At 36.1% G+C, this 19,301-nt stretch carries 16 protein-coding genes; 3 read left to right on the top strand and 13 right to left on the bottom strand.

The window, feature by feature from the left end:
- Positions 1-17: 17 nt before the first annotated feature.
- Positions 18-602: a hypothetical protein gene (locus CLV62_RS11890; protein WP_146212735.1), complete on the top strand. Its 585-nt coding sequence runs from the start codon at positions 18-20 to the stop codon at positions 600-602.
- 101 nt (positions 603-703) lie between these two features.
- On the opposite strand, the gene CLV62_RS11885 is transcribed toward CLV62_RS11890, so the two are convergent.
- From CLV62_RS11885 to CLV62_RS11865, 5 genes are all read right to left on the bottom strand, one after another.
- Positions 704-1,630: a 3-phosphoglycerate dehydrogenase gene (locus tag CLV62_RS11885; protein ID WP_110311006.1), complete on the bottom strand. Its 927-nt coding sequence runs from the start codon at positions 1,628-1,630 to the stop codon at positions 704-706.
- A gap of 35 nt (positions 1,631-1,665) precedes the next feature.
- Entirely contained in the window at positions 1,666-2,736 is a 1,071-nt protein-coding gene (serC, locus tag CLV62_RS11880) for a 3-phosphoserine/phosphohydroxythreonine transaminase (protein ID WP_110311005.1), read from the bottom strand.
- A 115-nt stretch (positions 2,737-2,851) separates the two neighbouring features.
- Positions 2,852-4,483 (bottom strand): phosphoethanolamine transferase, encoded by a 1,632-nt coding sequence (locus CLV62_RS11875; RefSeq protein ID WP_170120051.1) that lies wholly within the window; start codon positions 4,481-4,483, stop codon positions 2,852-2,854.
- 51 nt (positions 4,484-4,534) lie between these two features.
- The gene (locus tag CLV62_RS11870) at positions 4,535-6,190 is read right to left on the bottom strand and encodes a phosphoethanolamine transferase (RefSeq protein WP_110311003.1); all 1,656 of its coding nucleotides are present in this window, start codon (positions 6,188-6,190) and stop codon (positions 4,535-4,537) included.
- Between the two features lie 9 nt (positions 6,191-6,199).
- Positions 6,200-7,567, bottom strand: coding sequence for a phosphoethanolamine transferase (locus CLV62_RS11865; protein ID WP_221409244.1), 1,368 nt, complete (start codon positions 7,565-7,567; stop codon positions 6,200-6,202).
- A gap of 49 nt (positions 7,568-7,616) precedes the next feature.
- Between CLV62_RS11865 and CLV62_RS21945 the strand changes: the two genes are divergently transcribed.
- Positions 7,617-7,805, top strand: a complete 189-nt coding sequence (locus CLV62_RS21945; protein ID WP_221409243.1) for a hypothetical protein — start codon at positions 7,617-7,619, stop codon at positions 7,803-7,805.
- 153 nt (positions 7,806-7,958) lie between these two features.
- Here CLV62_RS21945 and CLV62_RS11860 read toward each other — a convergent pair whose 3' ends face one another.
- Genes CLV62_RS11860 through CLV62_RS11845 form a run of 4 tightly spaced genes read right to left on the bottom strand, consistent with a single transcriptional unit; the run spans position 7,959 to position 11,903 of the window.
- Positions 7,959-8,408: a nucleoside deaminase gene (locus tag CLV62_RS11860; protein WP_185144264.1), complete on the bottom strand. Its 450-nt coding sequence runs from the start codon at positions 8,406-8,408 to the stop codon at positions 7,959-7,961.
- Positions 8,409-8,454: 46 nt separating this feature from the next.
- Positions 8,455-10,065: a phosphoethanolamine transferase gene (locus tag CLV62_RS11855; RefSeq protein WP_110311000.1), complete on the bottom strand. Its 1,611-nt coding sequence runs from the start codon at positions 10,063-10,065 to the stop codon at positions 8,455-8,457.
- A complete protein-coding gene (gene yihA, locus CLV62_RS11850) occupies positions 10,065-10,670 on the bottom strand; it encodes a ribosome biogenesis GTP-binding protein YihA/YsxC (RefSeq protein ID WP_110310999.1) in 606 nt (201 codons plus the stop codon). Before yihA ends, CLV62_RS11855 begins: the two co-directional genes overlap by 1 nt.
- Before the next feature lie 57 nt (positions 10,671-10,727).
- Positions 10,728-11,903 carry an MFS transporter gene (locus CLV62_RS11845; protein ID WP_110310998.1) on the bottom strand — a complete coding sequence of 392 codons (1,176 nt, stop codon included), beginning with the start codon at positions 11,901-11,903 and terminating at the stop codon, positions 10,728-10,730.
- 226 nt (positions 11,904-12,129) lie between these two features.
- Between CLV62_RS11845 and CLV62_RS11840 the strand changes: the two genes are divergently transcribed.
- Entirely contained in the window at positions 12,130-13,323 is a 1,194-nt protein-coding gene (locus tag CLV62_RS11840; RefSeq protein WP_110310997.1) for a M20 metallopeptidase family protein, read from the top strand.
- Positions 13,324-13,510: 187 nt separating this feature from the next.
- On the opposite strand, the gene CLV62_RS11835 is transcribed toward CLV62_RS11840, so the two are convergent.
- From CLV62_RS11835 to CLV62_RS11820, 4 genes are read right to left on the bottom strand one after another with little or no spacing between them, the layout of a single operon-like run.
- On the bottom strand, positions 13,511-14,653 hold the full coding sequence (locus CLV62_RS11835) for a fimbrial protein (protein ID WP_110310996.1): 1,143 nt from the start codon (positions 14,651-14,653) through the stop codon (positions 13,511-13,513).
- A gap of 33 nt (positions 14,654-14,686) precedes the next feature.
- Positions 14,687-15,229: a hypothetical protein gene (locus tag CLV62_RS11830; RefSeq protein ID WP_110310995.1), complete on the bottom strand. Its 543-nt coding sequence runs from the start codon at positions 15,227-15,229 to the stop codon at positions 14,687-14,689.
- On the bottom strand, positions 15,229-15,537 hold the full coding sequence (locus CLV62_RS11825) for a hypothetical protein (RefSeq protein WP_110310994.1): 309 nt from the start codon (positions 15,535-15,537) through the stop codon (positions 15,229-15,231). Before CLV62_RS11825 ends, CLV62_RS11830 begins: the two co-directional genes overlap by 1 nt.
- A gap of 31 nt (positions 15,538-15,568) precedes the next feature.
- Complete coding sequence (locus tag CLV62_RS11820) at positions 15,569-19,126, bottom strand: T9SS type A sorting domain-containing protein (RefSeq protein ID WP_110310993.1); 3,558 nt, start codon at positions 19,124-19,126, stop codon at positions 15,569-15,571.
- Positions 19,127-19,301: the final 175 nt, after the last annotated feature.

Raw genomic sequence — 19,301 nt, 5'->3', positions numbered from 1 at the left:
TCAAATTGATATTGACGATGAAATTTATATACAAAATAATTTGCTTCCTGCTTTTCATGATCGTAGCTAGCCCTCTTTACAGTCAGATAGGCGTCTATAATGAAACGCCGCAAAGTAGTAGCGCACTTGACATACAGGGTAGCGGGAACTCTCAGGGATTGCTTATTCCTCGTATGACTACCGTTCAGAAAACGTCTATCATCAACCCTGCACCGAGTCTTTTCGTATACGATACCGATAAAAACTGTATCTCACAAAACATCGGTTCGGCATCTGCTCCGCAGTGGACATGTTTGACATTGTTTAACCGCCAGTTCTTTTATATGCCTTCTATTAATATCCCCACTTCCATACTGGGGGCAGCCAGTGTCGATTTGTTTAAGATCTATCAGGATCAGTTTGCCACACCGAAGTATAGTGCAGGCGCACCAACGTCGATTCCGAGGTATGCTTCGGCTGACAATTTGTATTACTATGTCACCTATTACGACCCAAAACTAATAACTATCAATCAGATTACGGCTGCAGGAGTAATGAATTATACGGTTCTCAAAAAAGCCAACTACGACTCGTATATGAATATCGTATTTGTGGTAAAATAGAATAAGGATGAGAAGTCTTTCGCTCTTAAGCGTTTATAAAATAAAAAATGAGAATAGTTTCTAAACTATTCTCATTTTTTTATATATTAATTGGTAATATATTATTTATTTACTCTGAAACACTCGTTACCATTTTTAATAAAATCAACTATCTGATTAGCTGCTGCTATTCCCGCATTTGTATTAGCCTCCGCCGTTTGAGCACCCATTTTTTTAGGTGTAGAAAAGTATCTTCCTGCAAACTTCTCAGCCATCTCTGCATGATTAGAAGGCAGTATATCAGTAACATATTTTACATCAATACGATCTTCCATCAACTTCACAATCTCCGCTTCGTTGATAACTTCCTTGCGAGCAGTGTTTATCAACAATGCTTTTTTAGGCAACTTATTCAACAATTCGTAATTGATCGAATTTTTAGTTTCAGCAGTTGCAGGTATGTGTAACGATACAAATTCGCAAGTAGAATACAATTCTTCAACAGTTTTCACTGCTTTTACTCCTTCTTTTTCGATAGCTTCTGCCGAAAGGAAAGGGTCGAATGCATATACTTCCATATTGAATCCTTTAGCAATACGGGCAACATTACGTCCTACGTTTCCATAGGCGTGAATACCCAGTTTTTTACCTGCTAATTCTGTTCCAGACGTGCCATTATAAAAATTACGCACTGCATATACAGCCAGCCCGAATGCCAATTCGGCTACCGCATTTGCATTTTGTCCGGGAGTATTCATTGCACATACCCCATGAGAGGTTGCAGCTTCCAAATCGATATTATCAAATCCGGCACCGGCACGTACTACTATTTTAAGTTGTTTTGCAGCTTCAAAAACATCATTATCAAAAATATCACTACGGATAATTGCAGCATCTACATTGGCTACAGCATCCAATAGCTGTTGTTTTTCTGTATATTTTTCAAGCAGAACTAATTCATATCCTGCCTGATCTATTACATTCTTGATTCCTTTTACAGCTTCTGAAGCAAAAGGTTTATCAGTTGCTATTAATATCTTTTTACTCATTTTATGTCTTATATAATAAAAGGTCCGTAACTTGCTTATGCGTTTTGTTTTTCAAATTCCTTCATCGCATCTATTAATGCCTGAACTCCTTCAACAGGCATAGCATTATAAATAGAAGCTCTGAATCCTCCAACCGAGCGGTGTCCTTTCAGACCATCAAGACCTTTACTTACTGCAAATTTAGAGAAGTCAGCTTCTTTCTCCTCATGACCTTTTGCCATAACAAAACATACGTTCATTATTGATCGGTCTTCTTTAGCGGCAGTTCCTACGAATAATGGGTTTCTATCTATTTCTGCATATAATAAAGCCGCTTTTTCTTTGTTCTTTTTCTCCATAGCTGGTACTCCGCCGTTAGCTTTTAGCCATCTAAGAGTTTGCATAGCCGCATAAATAGGCACAACCGGAGGTGTATTAAACATCGATTCGTTCTCTATATGTGTTTTATAATCCAACATTGTAGGTATCTTACGAGAAACCTTTCCTAAGATTTCGTCTTTTACAATAACAAATGTCAGACCTGCCGGAGCCAGATTTTTTTGTGCACCGCCATAAATAAGACCATATTTAGATACATCAATTACTCGTGAAAATATATCAGAAGACATATCAGCAATTAAAGGTACCGGCGAATCCAGATCAGTGTGTAATTCTGTTCCGAAGATAGTGTTGTTGGTTGTAATGTGGAAATAATCCGCATCAGCAGGAATCGTATAATCTTTTGGTATATATGAAAAATTGTCAGCCTTAGAGCTTGCAACTTCAATAACTTCTCCAAATAATTTCGCTTCTTTCTGAGCTTTACTAGCCCATGTTCCTGTATTGAGATAGGCTGCTTTTTTCTCTAAAAGATTAAAAGGAACCATGCAGAATTGCAAACTGGCACCTCCACCTAAAAATATAACAGAATAGCCTTCAGGTACATTCAATAATTCTTTAAACAATGCTATAGTTTCATCCATTACAGCGATAAAATCTTTACCTCTGTGGCTAACTTCCATAAGAGATAATGTGGACGAATTGAAATCTAAAATAGCCTTTGCTGTTTCTTCGATTGTTTGTTGTGGTAAAATAGAGGGACCTGCGCTAAAATTGATTTTTTTCATATTTGCAAGAATTTGAATCGTTCTTTTCCATTATGGTTTTACAATTCTCCAAATTTAATAAATATATTTGAAAATGGCACTGTTAAAATAAAATTGGTCTGCATTTCCACACGTTTTATTTCTTTATGTCATTAAAATTATACACTTTACGATCGACATGATAAAGAGTTAATCCATCTTTACGTGCTTGTTCTATATTTTTTTCAGATATCGCATAACCAATACTCTGAGCGAATACATTTATAAAATTTACGGAATTGAACAAACCATCATTTAAATAAGGAGTTATAATTCCGCTTATATCTAAGTTGTCATTTACGGGAATAACAATAAATGGAATTAAGAACTGTTCAATTCCATGATTCAAAAACCCATGCCCTAAATGTATTATTTCTCCATGATCCGAATAATAATAAATTAAAGCGGATGCTGAGTCGTTTCGATTCAAAACGCTATTGTATAATTTCTCCAGCACTCTATCTGTATGAGAAATGCTTCGATCATACATCAGTGGATCTTTATTACTTTCATTATAATATTTATCTATTCTTTTATCTATCTCATCGCTCTTATTGGGATAATTTAGATGACTCCCTTTGAGATGAATAAAAAATGCCTGGTATTTACTTCTGTCATATAGGCTATCAACAATCGGTATCAAATCTAAGTCATCCTTACTATAATTATGAAATTCCGAATAGACAGCAGATGCAGCTATTAGTCCATTAGAACTATCATATGCACCCACCTTGTCCTGATTGGATATCCAATAAGTTTCATAGCCCGCTAGGTTTGCCAGTTCCAGAGCATTAAAGTTTTCAAAAAAAGGTTGCTGATTTGTAGGCACTGCAAAACTAAGTGACATTTTCACGGCATCACGTGTTTGAGCAGCAGGCGAAAAAGCATCGATATTATACAAGCTCCGATCTCGCTTCATAGAGTCTAACCAGGGTGTTGTTGGTATATTATAACCGTACAGGCTATAATGGGTACTAAGCGAACTTTCTCCAATCAAAACATAGACTGTCTGAGGCGTTTTTTTTTCTGCCTCAAGCTTAACTCCATCAGGTAAAACCCTTTTCATATCTACAAATTCATTGAATTTTCTAACCTCATCCCAGTAGGCAATACCTGCCACCAAAGGACCATATACTAATGGCAATTTATGACTTGTTTTCTCTTGTATAAAATAAAGTGGGTCTTGTGTAAAAATAGTTTTACGTTGTTCCAGAATAAAAGCGTCCCTCACGACAAGTATTGAAGGTAAAACAATTACACAAACAGTCAAAATCGACAGAAAAACCCAACCACTCAACTTACATTTTATTAACTCCTTTGATGTTCGAAAAAATAAGAAAAATGTAATTAGTGAGACAGGCAGAGCATAAGAAGAGAGTCGTATCAAAACATCTGTAGCCTCCACAGCATTAGTTTCGAACATAGAAGCTATAACTCCAAAAGTTATCCTTGAGTCAAAAGCTAAAAGATGAGTTATTTCGATGGTTAACAAAAGAGTGAATAGTAAGACAAACAGTATCCGTACTTTAGGAATACGAGAAATTAAATAGAGTATTGATATAATTGCTAAGACATTAATAAAAGCCCAGAAAGCAAAATAAACACTTACCAGTTTCAAAAAAAATGCAAAATCGCCAAATGGTGCATATATACAGCAACAAAACAATAAAATAGCAGTTAATAAGGTTGCAGGATATTTCAACAGAAAGTCTTTGGCTTTAGTTAGCATGTTCCTATAATTTAATTGTATACTTTGCATATAGTATAATTTATACTCTAATTACTTTAGTTCTTTAAACAGATAAGGTCTACCATCAACATGATAGTAATAAAGTCCGTCGTTTTTTGCTTCATCAATTACCTTCTCTGAAATAATATAACCAATTGCCTCAGAAAATATATAGCTAAAATTAGTTGTATTTAATCTTCCATCAGTAATATATTTACTAATTACCTTATCGATATCAATTTCATAATTATAAGGTATCACCACAAAAGGTACAAGAAACTGATTTATATTATCCTCTGAGAATCCGTGTCCTTTATTTATTATTTCACCATGATCGGAAAAATAAAATATCAGAGATGAAATGTCGTCTGCCTCCCTCACAAAATTATCATATAAAGACTTGAGGACTTTATCTGTGTGGTGAATACTTCGGTCATATTCTATAGTTTCACTTGCATTATCAGGTAATGCTAGAGAATCTTTATTATCATATTTATCTGTATATTCCAGATGGCTTCCTTTGAGATGAATAAAAAAAATCTGCTTGATATTCGGGTTATAAAAACTCTTAACGGTACTGAGCAATTCCAAATCATCCTTTAAGAAGTTGTAGTAAATTGCAGTCTTAGCATAAGATGCAATTAATCCGACATAGCTATCGTGCATTCCTATTTTATCCTGATTCGATATCCAGTAAGATTCATAGCCGGCATCATTAGCCAAAGTTATTATATTTTTATTCTCAGCAAAGGGTATTCTATTTAATGGTGTTGCAAAGCTTAGCGATAAACACAAAGCATCTCTGGTTATTGATGCCGGAGAAACAGCATTATAATAATGTAATAAGCTATCATTTTTCAGGCTATCCAGAAAAGGAGTTGTTGGTAAATCATAACCATATAAACTATAATGTGTTCGTAAAGAACTTTCTCCTATAACTACAAATAGCGTGTTAGGAGTCTTTGAAGAAACGGACAAATTTAAACCTATCGGCAGACTCTTGGGTTTAGCCAGGTCAGATTTAAATCGCGACATTTCCTGATAATAAGCTACCGAAGCAAAGCCCATATTGGTAAGTAAAGGAAAACGAATTCCTAGCAGAGATTGAAAATGCATAAGGTAAGAAATGTCCAATTCGCTCATCACCTTTACTTTCTGAGACTTATCCATTAACATATAACCTGTGCCATAACCTACTCCTAAACTTGCTACGATAAGTAGAATAGAAATTAAAACATATGGCTTTTTGGTTTTCAGTTCTCTGTACGTTAGCCACAAAATAATACTCGTAATGACCAATAAAGGTAGTGATATAAAAGAATACATTCGGATTGCACCCAAAGCTTCGTGCCTGTTTGTCTCCATAATAGAAGCAAACATTCCCATCGTTATTTGAGTAGAGAAAGCAATAGCGAGAGTTGCTTCTACAGTTAGAAGAATTGCTAACAGCAGTACAAATACAATACCAACTTTTCTGATATGCAAAATCAGATTCAAAAGAGAGAATACAACAATAGCATTCAATAAAGCATAGACCAAGCTGGTTGAGTAAACAAATAAGTTAAAAGGCTGAAATAATGGATTCCAACCAATAAACACTATTCTTAAATAGAAAGCCAATAAAATAAGATAGAGAAAACAAAGAAGCGAAAACTTGTACTCCTTTAATACTCTACTTAATCTTATAACACATAGTGATACTTTCAATTTTCCAAATTATTTCTTTATATCATTAAAATTATACACTTTACGGTCGACATGGTAGTAGTAAGGTCCATCACTTTTAGCTCTGTCAGCAAATTCATCTGATAATGAATAACCAATACTTTGAGCAAAAATATTTATAAAATTCACACTATTGAACTCCCCGTTATTCAGATAACGGTTTATCATGTCCTGCCAACTAAATTGGAAATTATGCGGAATTGCTATAAACGGAATTAAGAACTGCTCAATTCCATGATTCAAAAATCCATGTCCTGTTTCAATTATTTCGCCATGATCTGAATAATAATATACTAATGAGGATGTGGAATCTTTTCTACTTACGATATTATCATATAAAGATTTTACGACTCTATCGGTATGATGGATCGTTTTATCATATGAAAGAAATCCTTTGCGATCTTCCGGAAATGACTTTGCCAGTACATCGTCTCTCTCATCACTTTTATCGGGATATGGTAGATGGCTGCCTTTCAGATGAATAAAAAACACTTGATGCTTTTCTTTATTGTATAAACTATCAACAATATTGATTAATTCAAGATCATCTTTTTTATAATTATGGAATTCAATATGATTGGCACTTGACGCTATAAGACCTATATTACTATCATAAACACCCAACTTGTCTTGATTGGATATCCAATATGTACTATAGCCTGCCAGATTTGCCAACTCTACAGCATTGTTGTTTTCATAAAAAAGATTCTGATTATTAGGGGTCGCAAAACTTAATGTCATTTTAATTGCATCCCGTGTTAAACTCGCCGGAGACACAGCATCTTCTTTATATAATTGTTGCTCCCGATACATTGAATCCAAAAAAGGAGTCGTAGGGATATCGTATCCATATAAGCTATAATGAGTTCTTAATGAGCTTTCTCCAACTAAAACATACACAGTTTGAGGCATTCCTTCCAATCCTTTAAACTCTACACCTTCGGGCAAAACTCGTTCTTTATCTGCAAATTGGTTCATTTTCCGAGTCTCCTCCAAATATGCAGCAGTAATAAGCAGACTACCATACCCGATTGGGTAGCGATAGCCGATAACCTCTTGTATAACAAATAAAGGGTACTCTCTAAAAGTATTTTTACGATGATCCGACCTTTGAACATCTTTCATTACCAATGCTATAGGTAAGACAATTGCACAAATAAGAGCTAAAGCCACAAATACGCTAACCTTCAATCTGCTTTTCTTCAATTCTCTGGTCATGCAATATAAACAGACAACACATGATAAGAAAACAGGTACACCATATAGCAAAAGATGCCCGGCCATTCCCATCGCCTCTGTTCTATTTGTCTCGAACATTGAAGCAACTCCGCCAAACATAATCCTTGTCCCATAAGCCATCAAATGGGTAGTGTCAACAGTTAAAACTAATGATAAGATTATTAAGAATATGATACCAAACCTCGGTATCTTCGAAATTAAAAATACGACCGAAAATAATAGAATTACATTCACTAAAGCCCAAAAAATATGGGCTAAACTTATTTTCGCAGCATACTCAGGGCAATCAAATGTTGCGTACAGAGAGCATAAAAAAAACAGAATAGTAGTTAGTAACGTAGCCGGATATTTTAGATAAAGTTCTTTGGCTCGGGTTAGCATGTTTTTATATTTTAAGTAAAAGCCGAAATTTAATATCTTACCTTAAAAGTCATTACTTACAAGTATAGTTAGTTATATTTAAATAGACAAACAACGTTTGGAGAAGCCAACAAATAGGTCTGAAACGTTATCAATATTCAATCTTATCATCTTTCTCTTCCCACATTCTGAAAGCAGACAAAGCCTCGTCATGTAATATTTGAGATGCAGGAATACTTCTCAATTCAGGTTTTAATTCAATTTGCTCGTAGATAAATGAATCATCAAAACCTATATTCTTCGCATCTTCTTTACAACACCCGTAGTATATACGATCGATACGTGCCCAATATATAGCAGATAAGCACATAGGGCAAGGTTCGCAAGAAGTATATATTTCGCATCCGTTTAGCTCAAATGTATTAAGCTCTTTACAAGCCTTGCGGATAGTAGTTACTTCTGCATGAGCCGTAGGATCATTATCTAAAGTTACACAATTGGAACCTTCGGCAACAATTTTACCGTCTTTTACGATTACAGCCCCAAAAGGACCACCTCCATTTTTCACACTGTTTTCGGCCAATTCAATGGCTCGTAGCATATATTTTGTATCCATATACTTTAATTAAGGTCTGAGACCTTTTTATTTACTTTAATTTATTAAACAAATAGGCTCTGCCATCTACATGATAAATATATCGTCCTTCTTTCAGTCCTGCATCAATCAGATTCCGGGAAACTTTATAACCCAATATTTCAGCTAAAATATAAACTGAATTTACATTATTTATTACATTTAGCTGAGGCTGCATATATTGATTCACAATTGAATCGATCGCTATTTCCGTATTATTATTTATAACCACTAAAGGGATTTCGAACTGCTCTATACCCTCATTAATCAATCCATGTCCTTTTCCTATACTTTCTCCGTGATCCGAGAAGTAATAAATAATAGATTGTTTATCATTTTTAATACTATAATCATATATTTCCTTGAGTACGCGATCCGTGTAATGTATTGTTCTGTCGTACTTTGTAACATTAACAGTATTATGCAACGGAATAGCTTTCTCGGCAATGCTATCCGACCGGTATTCATACGGCATATGACTTCCTGCCAAATGCAATATTATAAATTGTTTTGTTGAAGGCTTACTGTATGAATCTAATTCTTTTATTAAATCTAAATCGTTGCGATATAATTCATGCTTCGTCTGAAAGAATGTTTTATCAGCCGATGAAGCTAACATTCCGGTATAGTTATCGAACGACCCGACCCTTTCCTGATTCGAAATCCAAACAGTTTCATATCCCTGATCTTTGGCCAATTCAATTATATTTTTTTTAGTAAAAAAGGCATCTTGATCTAACGGAGTTCCGAATGACAAAGAAAAACGGATTGCATCACGTGTTAGCGGAGCAGGCGATATGGCATTATAATAATGTAGCTGATCTGTATTATTTTTTAAACTATCCAGAAAAGGGGTTGTTTCAACATCATACCCATATAAAGAATAATGCCCCCTGAAAGAGCTTTCTCCAATCACCAGATAAATCCTTTCGACTACCTGTGCCGTACTGTCCGGCGAAAGACCTTCCGGTATTTCCTTGTGTGAGGACAACAGGTTGTTTATCTTGATTCTCTCTGTGAAATAAGCTACATATATTGCGATATCATTATAAACAACAGGAAACTTAGAAGAAATAACGGTTTGCGACCACAACAGCGGATTATTAGCATACAAAGCTTGAATTTGAACATCTTTATCTCTTGACAAATTAACGAAAAGATAGACAGGTATCAACACAAACGTAATTCCGATAAAAGCACCTATAGCATAAATTCGTTTGAGATTGTTTCTCTTCAGCTCACCCAACATCTTAACGACAAGAAAGATTACGATTAAGAGAACAGGAACAATCCATATATACAACTCTCCGAACATCTCTTTAGATTCTTTAGGAGTAGTTTCCATAATGGAGGATAAGATTCCCACATACATGGACGATGAATATAATAGATAATAAACAATGTCTGAAGTAATAAAAATCACCAGAATTGAAGATACTAAGAATGTATACTTCGTTTTAGCCAGTATATTAAATAAGAAGAACAGAGATGCAATATTTATTACTGCAAAAAACATCTTCCCATTGAGCAAATAACTCAAGACCAATAGAGGGATAAATGTAAGAAATGAATATTTATAGTTCTTAATATACCCTAGAAACTTAGTCCATAACCCCATTAACATTACCTATGTTTAAGCTCTTTATTTATTTTCTCTATATAATCCAATATTTCATCACCACCAATGCGATGTTCCGATGAGGTGATAAATATAGGAGGTAACTCATCCCATGTTTCCTGTAATTTATCGGTATACTTAGCCAGATTTTCTTTGACTTTAGACTTACTCAATTTATCTATTTTAGTGAAGATTATGGCAAATGGAATTTCATTTTCTCCCAGCCACTCCATAAACTCCATATCTATTAACTGGGGTTCATGTCGGCAATCCAGCAACAGAAACAAATTAGTAAGATCATCCCTGTTAAGAATATAATCCTCTATTATTATACGGATGGTCTCCCTACCCTCTTTACCTCTCTGCGCATAACCATATCCGGGAAGATCGACAAGATACCATTCATCGTTTATTATAAAATGATTTATCAACTGAGTCTTACCGGGTTTTGACGATGTCATCGCCAAACCTTTATGGTTGGTAACCATATTTATAAGAGAAGATTTCCCTACATTAGACCGGCCAATGAATGCATATTCGGGCTTGCCATCTGTGGGACATTGTTTATAATCGGTATTGCTTATTACGAACTTAGCGTCTTTTATAATCATCTTTTACTTTTTGAGTATAGTGCAAATGTACAACACTTGAGTCTATATCACAAGATTTTACCTAACATGTTTCAATGACCTGATTAAACTTACCAAGAGCGTAATACTCAAACCAAACATGGAAACAACCGCATAAGAATATCTTAAATTCGTGAGTTCGGCTATATATCCGATAATGGGAGGCCCCAGTAAAAAGCCGAAAAAACTTACACTCGAAACGATAGTCAAGGCAATACTGGGCGATCCTTTTGTATTCCGTCCTGCTATGCTATATATGGTAGGAACAATACTCGAAATACCAAAACCGACAATCATAAAGCCGATAGCAGCGGGAATCAGATAAGGGAATATCACAGAAATCATCAATCCTGTAAAAATCAACAACCCTCCCAACTGCAAGACTCTTTTCTTTCCGATTCTCACAGATAATTTATCAGTCAGAAATCGTCCTATAGCCATTGTAGTCATTACAATAGTAAATCCCATAACGGTAATCATTTCGGGAGCGTGTACCACTTCTTTAAAATAAACTCCGCTCCAATCGAACATAGCTCCTTCCGAGCACATCCCGAAGAATCCTATTAGCCCCAATTGGACGAGTAATAATTCGGGCTTTTTAAAAATCGTCTCCTTTTGTCCCTTATCTATTTTCGGAGGATCGGGAATCAAATCTTTCAATCTGAGAGCCATTAAGCCAAGCATCAATACTGCAATTATAGTAAAATGAATATAGGGTTCGATTTTAAACGGTGCAATAGAAAGGGCAAAAACGGAACTTAGGGCACAAGCAAAACTCCATCCACCATGAAAAGAAGACATTATAGGTCTGCCATAAATTTCCTCCATCCGTAAACCTTGTGTATTAACTCCGATATTCAAGAAGTTAGAACATAATCCGAAGAAAAACAAACTAATAAAAAGCATGATTGCATTAGCCGCAAGTCCTAATGTTACCAGAACACAGCAATAAAGCACCATCGAAATAGCCAGCATACGTATGCTGCCATACTTGGCAATCCAAGTGCCCGATATAGGCATTGCTGCCAGTTGCCCTAAAGCCGGAGCAAATAAAACTGTCCCCAGAGCTGCTTCACTCATAGAGAGTGATGTTTTGATATCCGGAATACGGCTTGCCCAACTGGCAAAACCGAGTCCTTGAATAAAATAAAAAGACAGGATAGCTAAACGTGCACGCCGCTTTGTGGATTTCAGCACGTATTCATATTGTGACATATTTAACGGATTCGATGTTTGAAGTTACAAAATTAGAATACTTTTGGTCGATATGAAACTTAGTAGCTAATATATTTTGTAATTTTAAGGTCGTAGTTTTTAAGGTCGCAGAGCTTGAGTAATATAACGAATCTATGGGTAAGGTTCTGCCTTGCCCATACCAAGAGATATTACATTAATTGCCATTGACTACTTAAATTCTTTCTTTTACTTAAAAACAGGAATTATGTCTGAAAAATTAGTTGAAATTGTTACCGGGAAGGTCAAGAAATATCACAATGATACAGTAGGTCACTATAAACACCTGCATAAGCACCCCGAACTTTCTTTTGAAGAAGAGAATACCTCATTATATATAGAGAAGCAATTACAGGAATGGGGAGTCGAATATCGGAATAAGATTGGAGGTTATGGAATTTTAGCCTGCATTAAAGGCTCCAAGCCCTCATCCAAAACAATTGCATTGCGTGCAGATATGGATGCCTTGCCCATAACAGAGGAAAATGACATTGATTTTAAATCGAAAAGCGAAGGCGTTATGCATGCTTGTGGACACGATACCCACACAGCAAGCTTACTTGGTGCGGTAAAAATTATTAACGAAATGAAGGATCAGTTTGCCGGAACAATCCTTTTTATCTTTCAACCCGGAGAGGAGAAACACCCCGGAGGAGCCAGCCTTATGCTAAAAGACGGCATATTTGACACTTATAAACCCGATATTATTATTGGACAACATGCTTATATTGACTATCCTGTAGGAACGGTGGGGTTTGAACCCGGTACCGTTATGGCTTCGGCGGACGAAGTGCATATACAAATAACCGGAAATGGTGGGCATGGGGCTATCCCCCAAGACCTTAACGACACCGTATTGGCTGCATCACAATTAGTTGTTGCCATGCAACAAGTAGTTAGCAGACGCTCAAATCCGTTCAAGCCATGTGTTCTCTCTTTCGGAAAGTTCATTGCAAACGGGGCAACAAATATTATACCCAACATGGTTACTCTTGCAGGATCACTTCGTTGTATGGACGAAGAAGAAAGAACCAAATTGAAACCAATCATACGAGATATTGCTATTCATACAGCCAAAGCCTATGGCTGTGAATGCCACATAGAAGTGTATGATGGCTACCCTTGTACGTATAACGATGAAGAAGTTACGCGGATGGCAAAAACTTTTGCTATAGAATATTTAGGAGAAGATAAAGTTAGAGGTTTACCGAAGCGAATGACTGCCGAAGATTTCGGATTTTTCTCCCAACTTTATCCTACTACTTTTTACAGATATGGAGTTATTGGCAATCAAAAAAAATGCACAGGTTTACACACCCCTACTTTTCTGATCGATGAGGAAGCTCTTAAAACGTCGGTAGGTACTATAACCTATTTAGCCCTCAAATATTGTCAGCTTTAAAATAGAAAAAACCATCTCCCTCTTCTTCACTTGAGCTGTTTCAAGTTTCGAAGTAGGGAGATAATCTTTCTCGATAAGGTTATACCTGCCGTCGTCAATACTGTTTAACTTATAAAATACATAATTTATTTATAATATGACAGGATATAACCCGATCTTTCAACACTCTCTTATTATAAACACAACTTTATTCAAATACATTTGTCTGAGAAATATTCAGAGCCCAAGCAGCCACATTCACCTGAGCATTTAATGATGACGGAGATTCAGAACTAAACGGATTACTTGTACCAAGACCTTTCACTACAGTTTTTACACTATAAGTATTGTTACGTTTAATATAAGTGTGACCATCTGTTGCCCCTGTAACTGTAGAAGACGTTCCTTCTTTATTAATAATTACAGGAAAATAAGTATATCCGTTTGCATCTACACGTCCGGGAATATTACTTACATATACATTGCTTCGTTTTACTTTTGCCCGTATTACCAAAATAGTCGGATAATTCATTACACTATTTACCGGTTGATTTTCATATAGGTAAAAATAGGTATTATTATTGCCGGCAACTGTAGTCAAGAAGTTGTCCGCTCCCGATAAAACTGTACTTTCTGATGGAAACAAATCACCTGATCCGGCAAGACCTTCGTAGTAGGAAGAAGGAGCCGACACAGATGTCGCTGAAACAATAAAAGAGTTTTTTGCAGCATTTAACACAAATGCAGTTTGATCTTCAAAAGTATATTCACTACTTTGCCATTGCATATCTTCTATTTTCACACGGGAAACCAATCTGGTTAATGAATAAGAGTGAGGAGCAAGAGATGTACCATCTGTAACACCTGATGCATATCCAATATAGTTTTTTCCGGGAAGAATAGTTACATCTGCTAAATCTGTAGACATAATCAGACGGCCATTGTCTTTTTCATTTTTCAAATCTGCTGATACCTTTTTCAAATCATCTAATGTTTTAATCAAAGATGCATCACCTGCATAATTTGCCAATACAAAAATCTTTTTCGCTCCACTAGTCACAGCGATATTATCCACTTTAGTGATTGTGTTAACTGAACTTGTTGCTGGTTTATACGCTTCAAGAGAACCATCTGCATTGAAAACAAACGCATCTAATTTAAGCACCTTCTCTTCTTGAGTTGGACTTCCCGACGATCTTGTTCCAAGATCGTCCGATCCTGCAATTTGCAAACTAATACTAGCCGACTTTACCGAGATCATTGGACTGGCTTCTACACTATCTTCTGATTTTTCGCATGACATTGTCATTAATGCAATACTTCCTAAAAGGAATAAGTTTTTTAATTTCATTTTAATTTTATCTTGTAATTATTTGTTGTTGACTTACACAAAGCCTTTTAATTGTTTTTTTCTTTTCGAATAGTATATAAAATGTAGCATACAGATTAGCAAAATCACGATTAGAGAATGTTCTGCTGGAGAACCGACTGACCGTGGGTCGGTCGTACTCATTCTAAGCTCCTTATAAAACCGATCTCTTTCGCTTTGATTACTTTTATCCTTATTGATGTTAGACCAGAAATTGCTGAAATAATCAGAGAACATATAACCTTTGAAAATATTATAGTTGGGTAAATGATTAAACATTTCAATAAGATAAGAAAAGCTTGACCAAGTGCCTGTCCAGTAAGGATTATCCATATATCCTGTTTCTACCTCGAAATATGATTCAATTCGTTGAACATACATTTCATTATTACTATAATCATTATTGGGATTATTGGGATTCGTATATCCATTTCCATGATCATATCGTGTGTATTTAGGGCTTATTTCCTGCTCGTAATAAAGCTCACTGGGTAGTTGCTGTGCAACACTAAATAGTGTAATCAACATGAACGGGAATAACACGCTTATTTTTTTCATTAGATCTTATTTAGATAAAGGCGATTCATCTTTTTTCTTTCTTTATGAATAATACGTGCAACGTATAGTACAACGAATACAATCAGAGGGGCCCATGCATCACCTACAGGAGAATCGACCGCTCCTAACTCCGGAGCATTATCATCATCGTTCGGATTATAGCCTGCATAGGCTGTAGTATTTGACACAGTAGTCTCTGTTTCTATTTGGTTCATTGTTTCGGAAGATGGCAACTCATTATTAAATGGGGTTGCTGTCTCTGAAGATACATTGGGATCCAAACTATTTGTATAATCAGATATAGCCATGATTTTTGTTATTTAATTTCCTTTTTTCTATTTAGAGAACCAGTTTGAAAGACTTTGAAGCTTCCGTTGTTTTTGCTTTCAGCAAATAGAAACCTTTGCCCACTACCCCCTCATTAATTAAATATGTATTATCATGGATTTTATCTTTTCTGAATACTACGCGTCCCATAGTATCAAATAACTCCACCTGCTCCAATTCTGAATGAGCAGACTCGATTTGGATACCATTCGTCAGGGTCATACTGATTTCATCGCCCTCTGAAGTTTCCTTCTCAATGCCTGTTGTCGATCTTCGTCTTAATTCAATAGTGAAGCGATCTTCGAGATTTTTACCGGATGTTTTGTCGAAGGACACAGATGATGTTTTTCGTAAATCATACTCTTTTTTTTGTTGTTTATCTATTAATATGACATCAGAATAGGCTGTGAATGTTTCTATTCCTTTGATTGTGATTGTTGCTGTTCCTGTTTTTCCGGTACGGATTCCAATGGGAATAATAGTGTTTTTATCGTCATTACCTATGAGGTTAATCTCCAAAGCCTCCGTTTCGTCAGCTATTGTATATATCTCAGGAATGTCTGTTCCCGGTGAAAACAATTTCTTGATATCCTCTCCTGCTGCATATCTTAATGAAGCTCCTTTACGGGCTGCCAATATGGTTTGACTCTGAGTATTATTCATTGTCAAGCTTATATAAATGACATCACTTATTGCCTGAATTTGTGATCTTAATTCTACATTAACTCCGGTTTTTGCAACAGATATATTCTGTGGTTTAAAAACAATTGAGCTTTTACCCGGCTTAGTTTCAACAAAGAACGATTGCATCGGAGGGATAAATTGTGACAAACCTTCTACTGATGTTTCTGTTGAAAGACCACCCAAACCACTCCACATTTCGGAGCTGCCGGCAGCTACATAGGCATAAAATTTATTTCCATCCCAAATTCTGTAATAGCCATATATATTATTAGCATTGTCTTCCACAAATTTTGCAAAATCGATATGCGACATAAACGGATTACCTACAATATTAGTCGTCCCTGCTGCTACTGCTACAGTTGAAGCTCCATTAGAGAACGATTCTTCAAAAAGAAACCTGTATCTGTTATTCTTTTGCTGTGCTGATAGCTTATCATGGCTGACTGACCATACTGAATCATTTGGAATACTAGCAACATCTCCTCTATCCAGATTTGAGACAGGAGTTAACCACTTACCGGTAGTTTTATCGTGATAACTATAAGATACGTCATTCCCATTAGCCAATCTGCGAGGGAATTTATAAGGCGTACCCGTAGGAAAGCTTGTGTCGTTGTAGCTAAAACCATTTGCTTTTCCGTTCACCCACAGAGCAAAACCCTTTCCTGTACGTAGATCTTCTTCAAGTTTTGCAAAAGGCTTAGAAAAATCTCCGACGGAATACCCTGTACGTCCATCCGGATTTTTACTGCTTGCAACATTAAAATACATCATAAATATTTTAGGAGACTCCGCATTAGTCCATGTCATATCTCCATGATAATCGGCAGAATACATATATCGCAACGGATCCGACAGCATATACCATCTATTACGCTCGGGATTCAACTCCACAAATGCTTTTCTATAAAGAAGTTGTTGTATTTGTCCGACAGTAGCACCATTCTTAAACGTAATATCCCTGCAAGCATCACCTGCCACTAAAGTGGGATACGTAGCTGCATTTTCTGCTATCGTTACATCGGTACACCAGATAGGAGAACCCGTTCCTGTTGGCGATTCCCAATTGGCCGAATCGCTCCACAAAGTAGTTGTCGATGCCTTTTTCCATGTAACAGCAGCAGGATGTACAGTCATGCTGAATGTTTTCACAACACCTCCCTTTTCGTCTTTGACAGTATATTCGAAAGTTCCCGAGACAGTTTCTACAAATTCCAACTTATAATTAACATCGAAAGTCCCTTTCTTCTCAGTACCTCTGTATAACGAATAGTTTATTCCATCTGACATATTTGTTCCTGATAAGGAAACTTTAATAGAGCATAAAGTACATGAAGCATCATACTTAACAGCAATAACCGGAACTGCTTTTTCTTTGACTGTTATCTTTATTTTTGCAGAAGCCTGACCCGCTGTATTTTCGGCAATAACATAAGTAATATCGGGAACAGTAAACGGCATATTTAAACCAGGAACCGAGATGAAAAGAAAAGTTCCATTTTGATTGAGAGTTATAGTTCCAACTAAAACATTGTCCTTATATATCTTAGCTGTTGTTCCTGCTGCATATTTAGTTCCGTTTATTTCGTATTCAACAACCGCAAGAGCATCACCCACATTACCCGGAGCATCATTAGTTAACACATTTCCTTCGAGATTTGTAGCCGGTAATGTTGTATAAACATCATCCCGGGCTACGGGATTAACTACAACTAAACAGTTGTCAACTTTAGTAAGTGCTATTTCATTAGAATACATACGGCATTCGCCTGTTGTCTTGGTATATACCGACAATCTGTATACACCGGCGGCATTAGCCGTATAAAAGTTTTGAGTTGCTCCTGATACATCTTTATACGTATTTCCATTTTTTATTTGCCACTGAAAAGTATAAGAAGCAGCAGGAAAAGCTTCAGGAGTAGAAACTGTTAATGTATAAGTTCCTTTAGAACAATTGCTCATTGAAGTTTTAATTTGAGGAATAATCGCTTTCATACTCAAATTATCGAGAGCCAGATCGTTACCGACACCACCGCTTACATTATTTCGGAAAGCTATATATACTTTTTTAACACCACATGGAACCACATAATCGAAATAAGTATTCTCCCACACTCCGACTTTCGACATTGTAATAGTCTTAATTGCTTTAGCTGTAGAAAGTTTGGTGGGGTCACTATCAATAACAAGAGCTACAGAAGGAGCAGCACCCGTGTTATTTAACTGAGCCAAATCGAGGCCCATACGGTATGCCTGTCCCGATTCAACTTGAACTTCTTGGCTATAAAAGACCTTCTTCGAATCCTCATCCGCATTTACAACCATAAAGTAATTGCGTGGATTTTGTAAGTCGGTTTCATAACGATCGTACAATGTTATAGGCCAAGGCTTATCGCTTAATGATGGCAAATGATACATACCACTAGTGGAAGTCGCAATAATATAGTATCCGTTATTAGGAGCATGAGGCACTATTTGCCATGAATTTTTATTCGATTTGTCAGGTAAGGTATTAGCATAACCGGAGTACCAAGTCTCAGTTAATCCCCACTTATAAGATGTTTTAGCTCCATCGACTTCGGTCAAAGGCTTACCGAATGTTGCATTAGGATTGATAGGAACCTCTTTCAGAATATTATTATTAAAAACAGTATGTGCCGGCTGATAATAAGTGCCCAATTTTGTAGCATCAAGCAATGGATATATATTTTCTCCTACCCCATTATCTCCGTTTTTTCCTCTGGAGTCAACGGTTCCAAAATTTCCTTGTAGTACTTTCTCCGGCCCATATACTTGGGCAGAAGCAAAAAATGTAAAGATTGTAAAGAAATAAGCGAAAAAAGAGCATTTGTTAACAGCAACTTTAGTAATCCTCTCTATTTTCATAAAAAAATTCTATTTGTTTGTTTCATTTATCGCAAAAAGAGCAATCACGATAATTTTAGCAGTTATTAAGCCGCGTTGTGTTTAAAGTCGTTAATTTCAGTAATTAGCGCAACAATTCTAGAGACTAAATCTTAAAAGATTGACAAACAATCCAGTAAATTGATTCAGCAAGGCA

Source organism: Indolivaga alginatilytica (assembly GCF_003201355.1).
GTDB lineage: Bacteria > Bacteroidota > Bacteroidia > Bacteroidales > Dysgonomonadaceae > Dysgonomonas_A > Dysgonomonas_A alginatilytica.
Note: the sequence above shows the minus strand (reverse complement) of the source record. Positions and strands in the feature narration are given on the sequence as shown.

Bases quoted from the DNA above. Each gene is read 5' to 3' on its own strand.
- CLV62_RS11820 (WP_110310993.1), bottom strand. From the start codon at position 19,126: ATGAAAATAGAGAGGATTACTAAAGTTGCTGTTAACAAATGCTCTTTT.
- CLV62_RS11825 (WP_110310994.1), bottom strand. From the start codon at position 15,537: ATGGCTATATCTGATTATACAAATAGTTTGGATCCCAATGTATCTTCA.
- CLV62_RS11860 (WP_185144264.1), bottom strand. From the start codon at position 8,408: ATGCTACGAGCCATTGAATTGGCCGAAAACAGTGTGAAAAATGGAGGT.
- CLV62_RS21945 (WP_221409243.1), top strand. From the start codon at position 7,617: ATGATACCAAACCTCGGTATCTTCGAAATTAAAAATACGACCGAAAAT.
- CLV62_RS11875 (WP_170120051.1), bottom strand. From the start codon at position 4,483: ATGCTAACTAAAGCCAAAGACTTTCTGTTGAAATATCCTGCAACCTTA.
- CLV62_RS11835 (WP_110310996.1), bottom strand. From the start codon at position 14,653: ATGAAATTAAAAAACTTATTCCTTTTAGGAAGTATTGCATTAATGACA.
- serC (WP_110311005.1), bottom strand. From the start codon at position 2,736: ATGAAAAAAATCAATTTTAGCGCAGGTCCCTCTATTTTACCACAACAA.
- CLV62_RS11830 (WP_110310995.1), bottom strand. From the start codon at position 15,229: ATGAAAAAAATAAGCGTGTTATTCCCGTTCATGTTGATTACACTATTT.
- CLV62_RS11890 (WP_146212735.1), top strand. From the start codon at position 18: ATGAAATTTATATACAAAATAATTTGCTTCCTGCTTTTCATGATCGTA.
- CLV62_RS11885 (WP_110311006.1), bottom strand. From the start codon at position 1,630: ATGAGTAAAAAGATATTAATAGCAACTGATAAACCTTTTGCTTCAGAA.
- CLV62_RS11855 (WP_110311000.1), bottom strand. From the start codon at position 10,065: ATGTTAATGGGGTTATGGACTAAGTTTCTAGGGTATATTAAGAACTAT.
- CLV62_RS11865 (WP_221409244.1), bottom strand. From the start codon at position 7,567: ATGGCTTATGGGACAAGGATTATGTTTGGCGGAGTTGCTTCAATGTTC.
- CLV62_RS11840 (WP_110310997.1), top strand. From the start codon at position 12,130: ATGTCTGAAAAATTAGTTGAAATTGTTACCGGGAAGGTCAAGAAATAT.
- CLV62_RS11845 (WP_110310998.1), bottom strand. From the start codon at position 11,903: ATGTCACAATATGAATACGTGCTGAAATCCACAAAGCGGCGTGCACGT.
- yihA (WP_110310999.1), bottom strand. From the start codon at position 10,670: ATGATTATAAAAGACGCTAAGTTCGTAATAAGCAATACCGATTATAAA.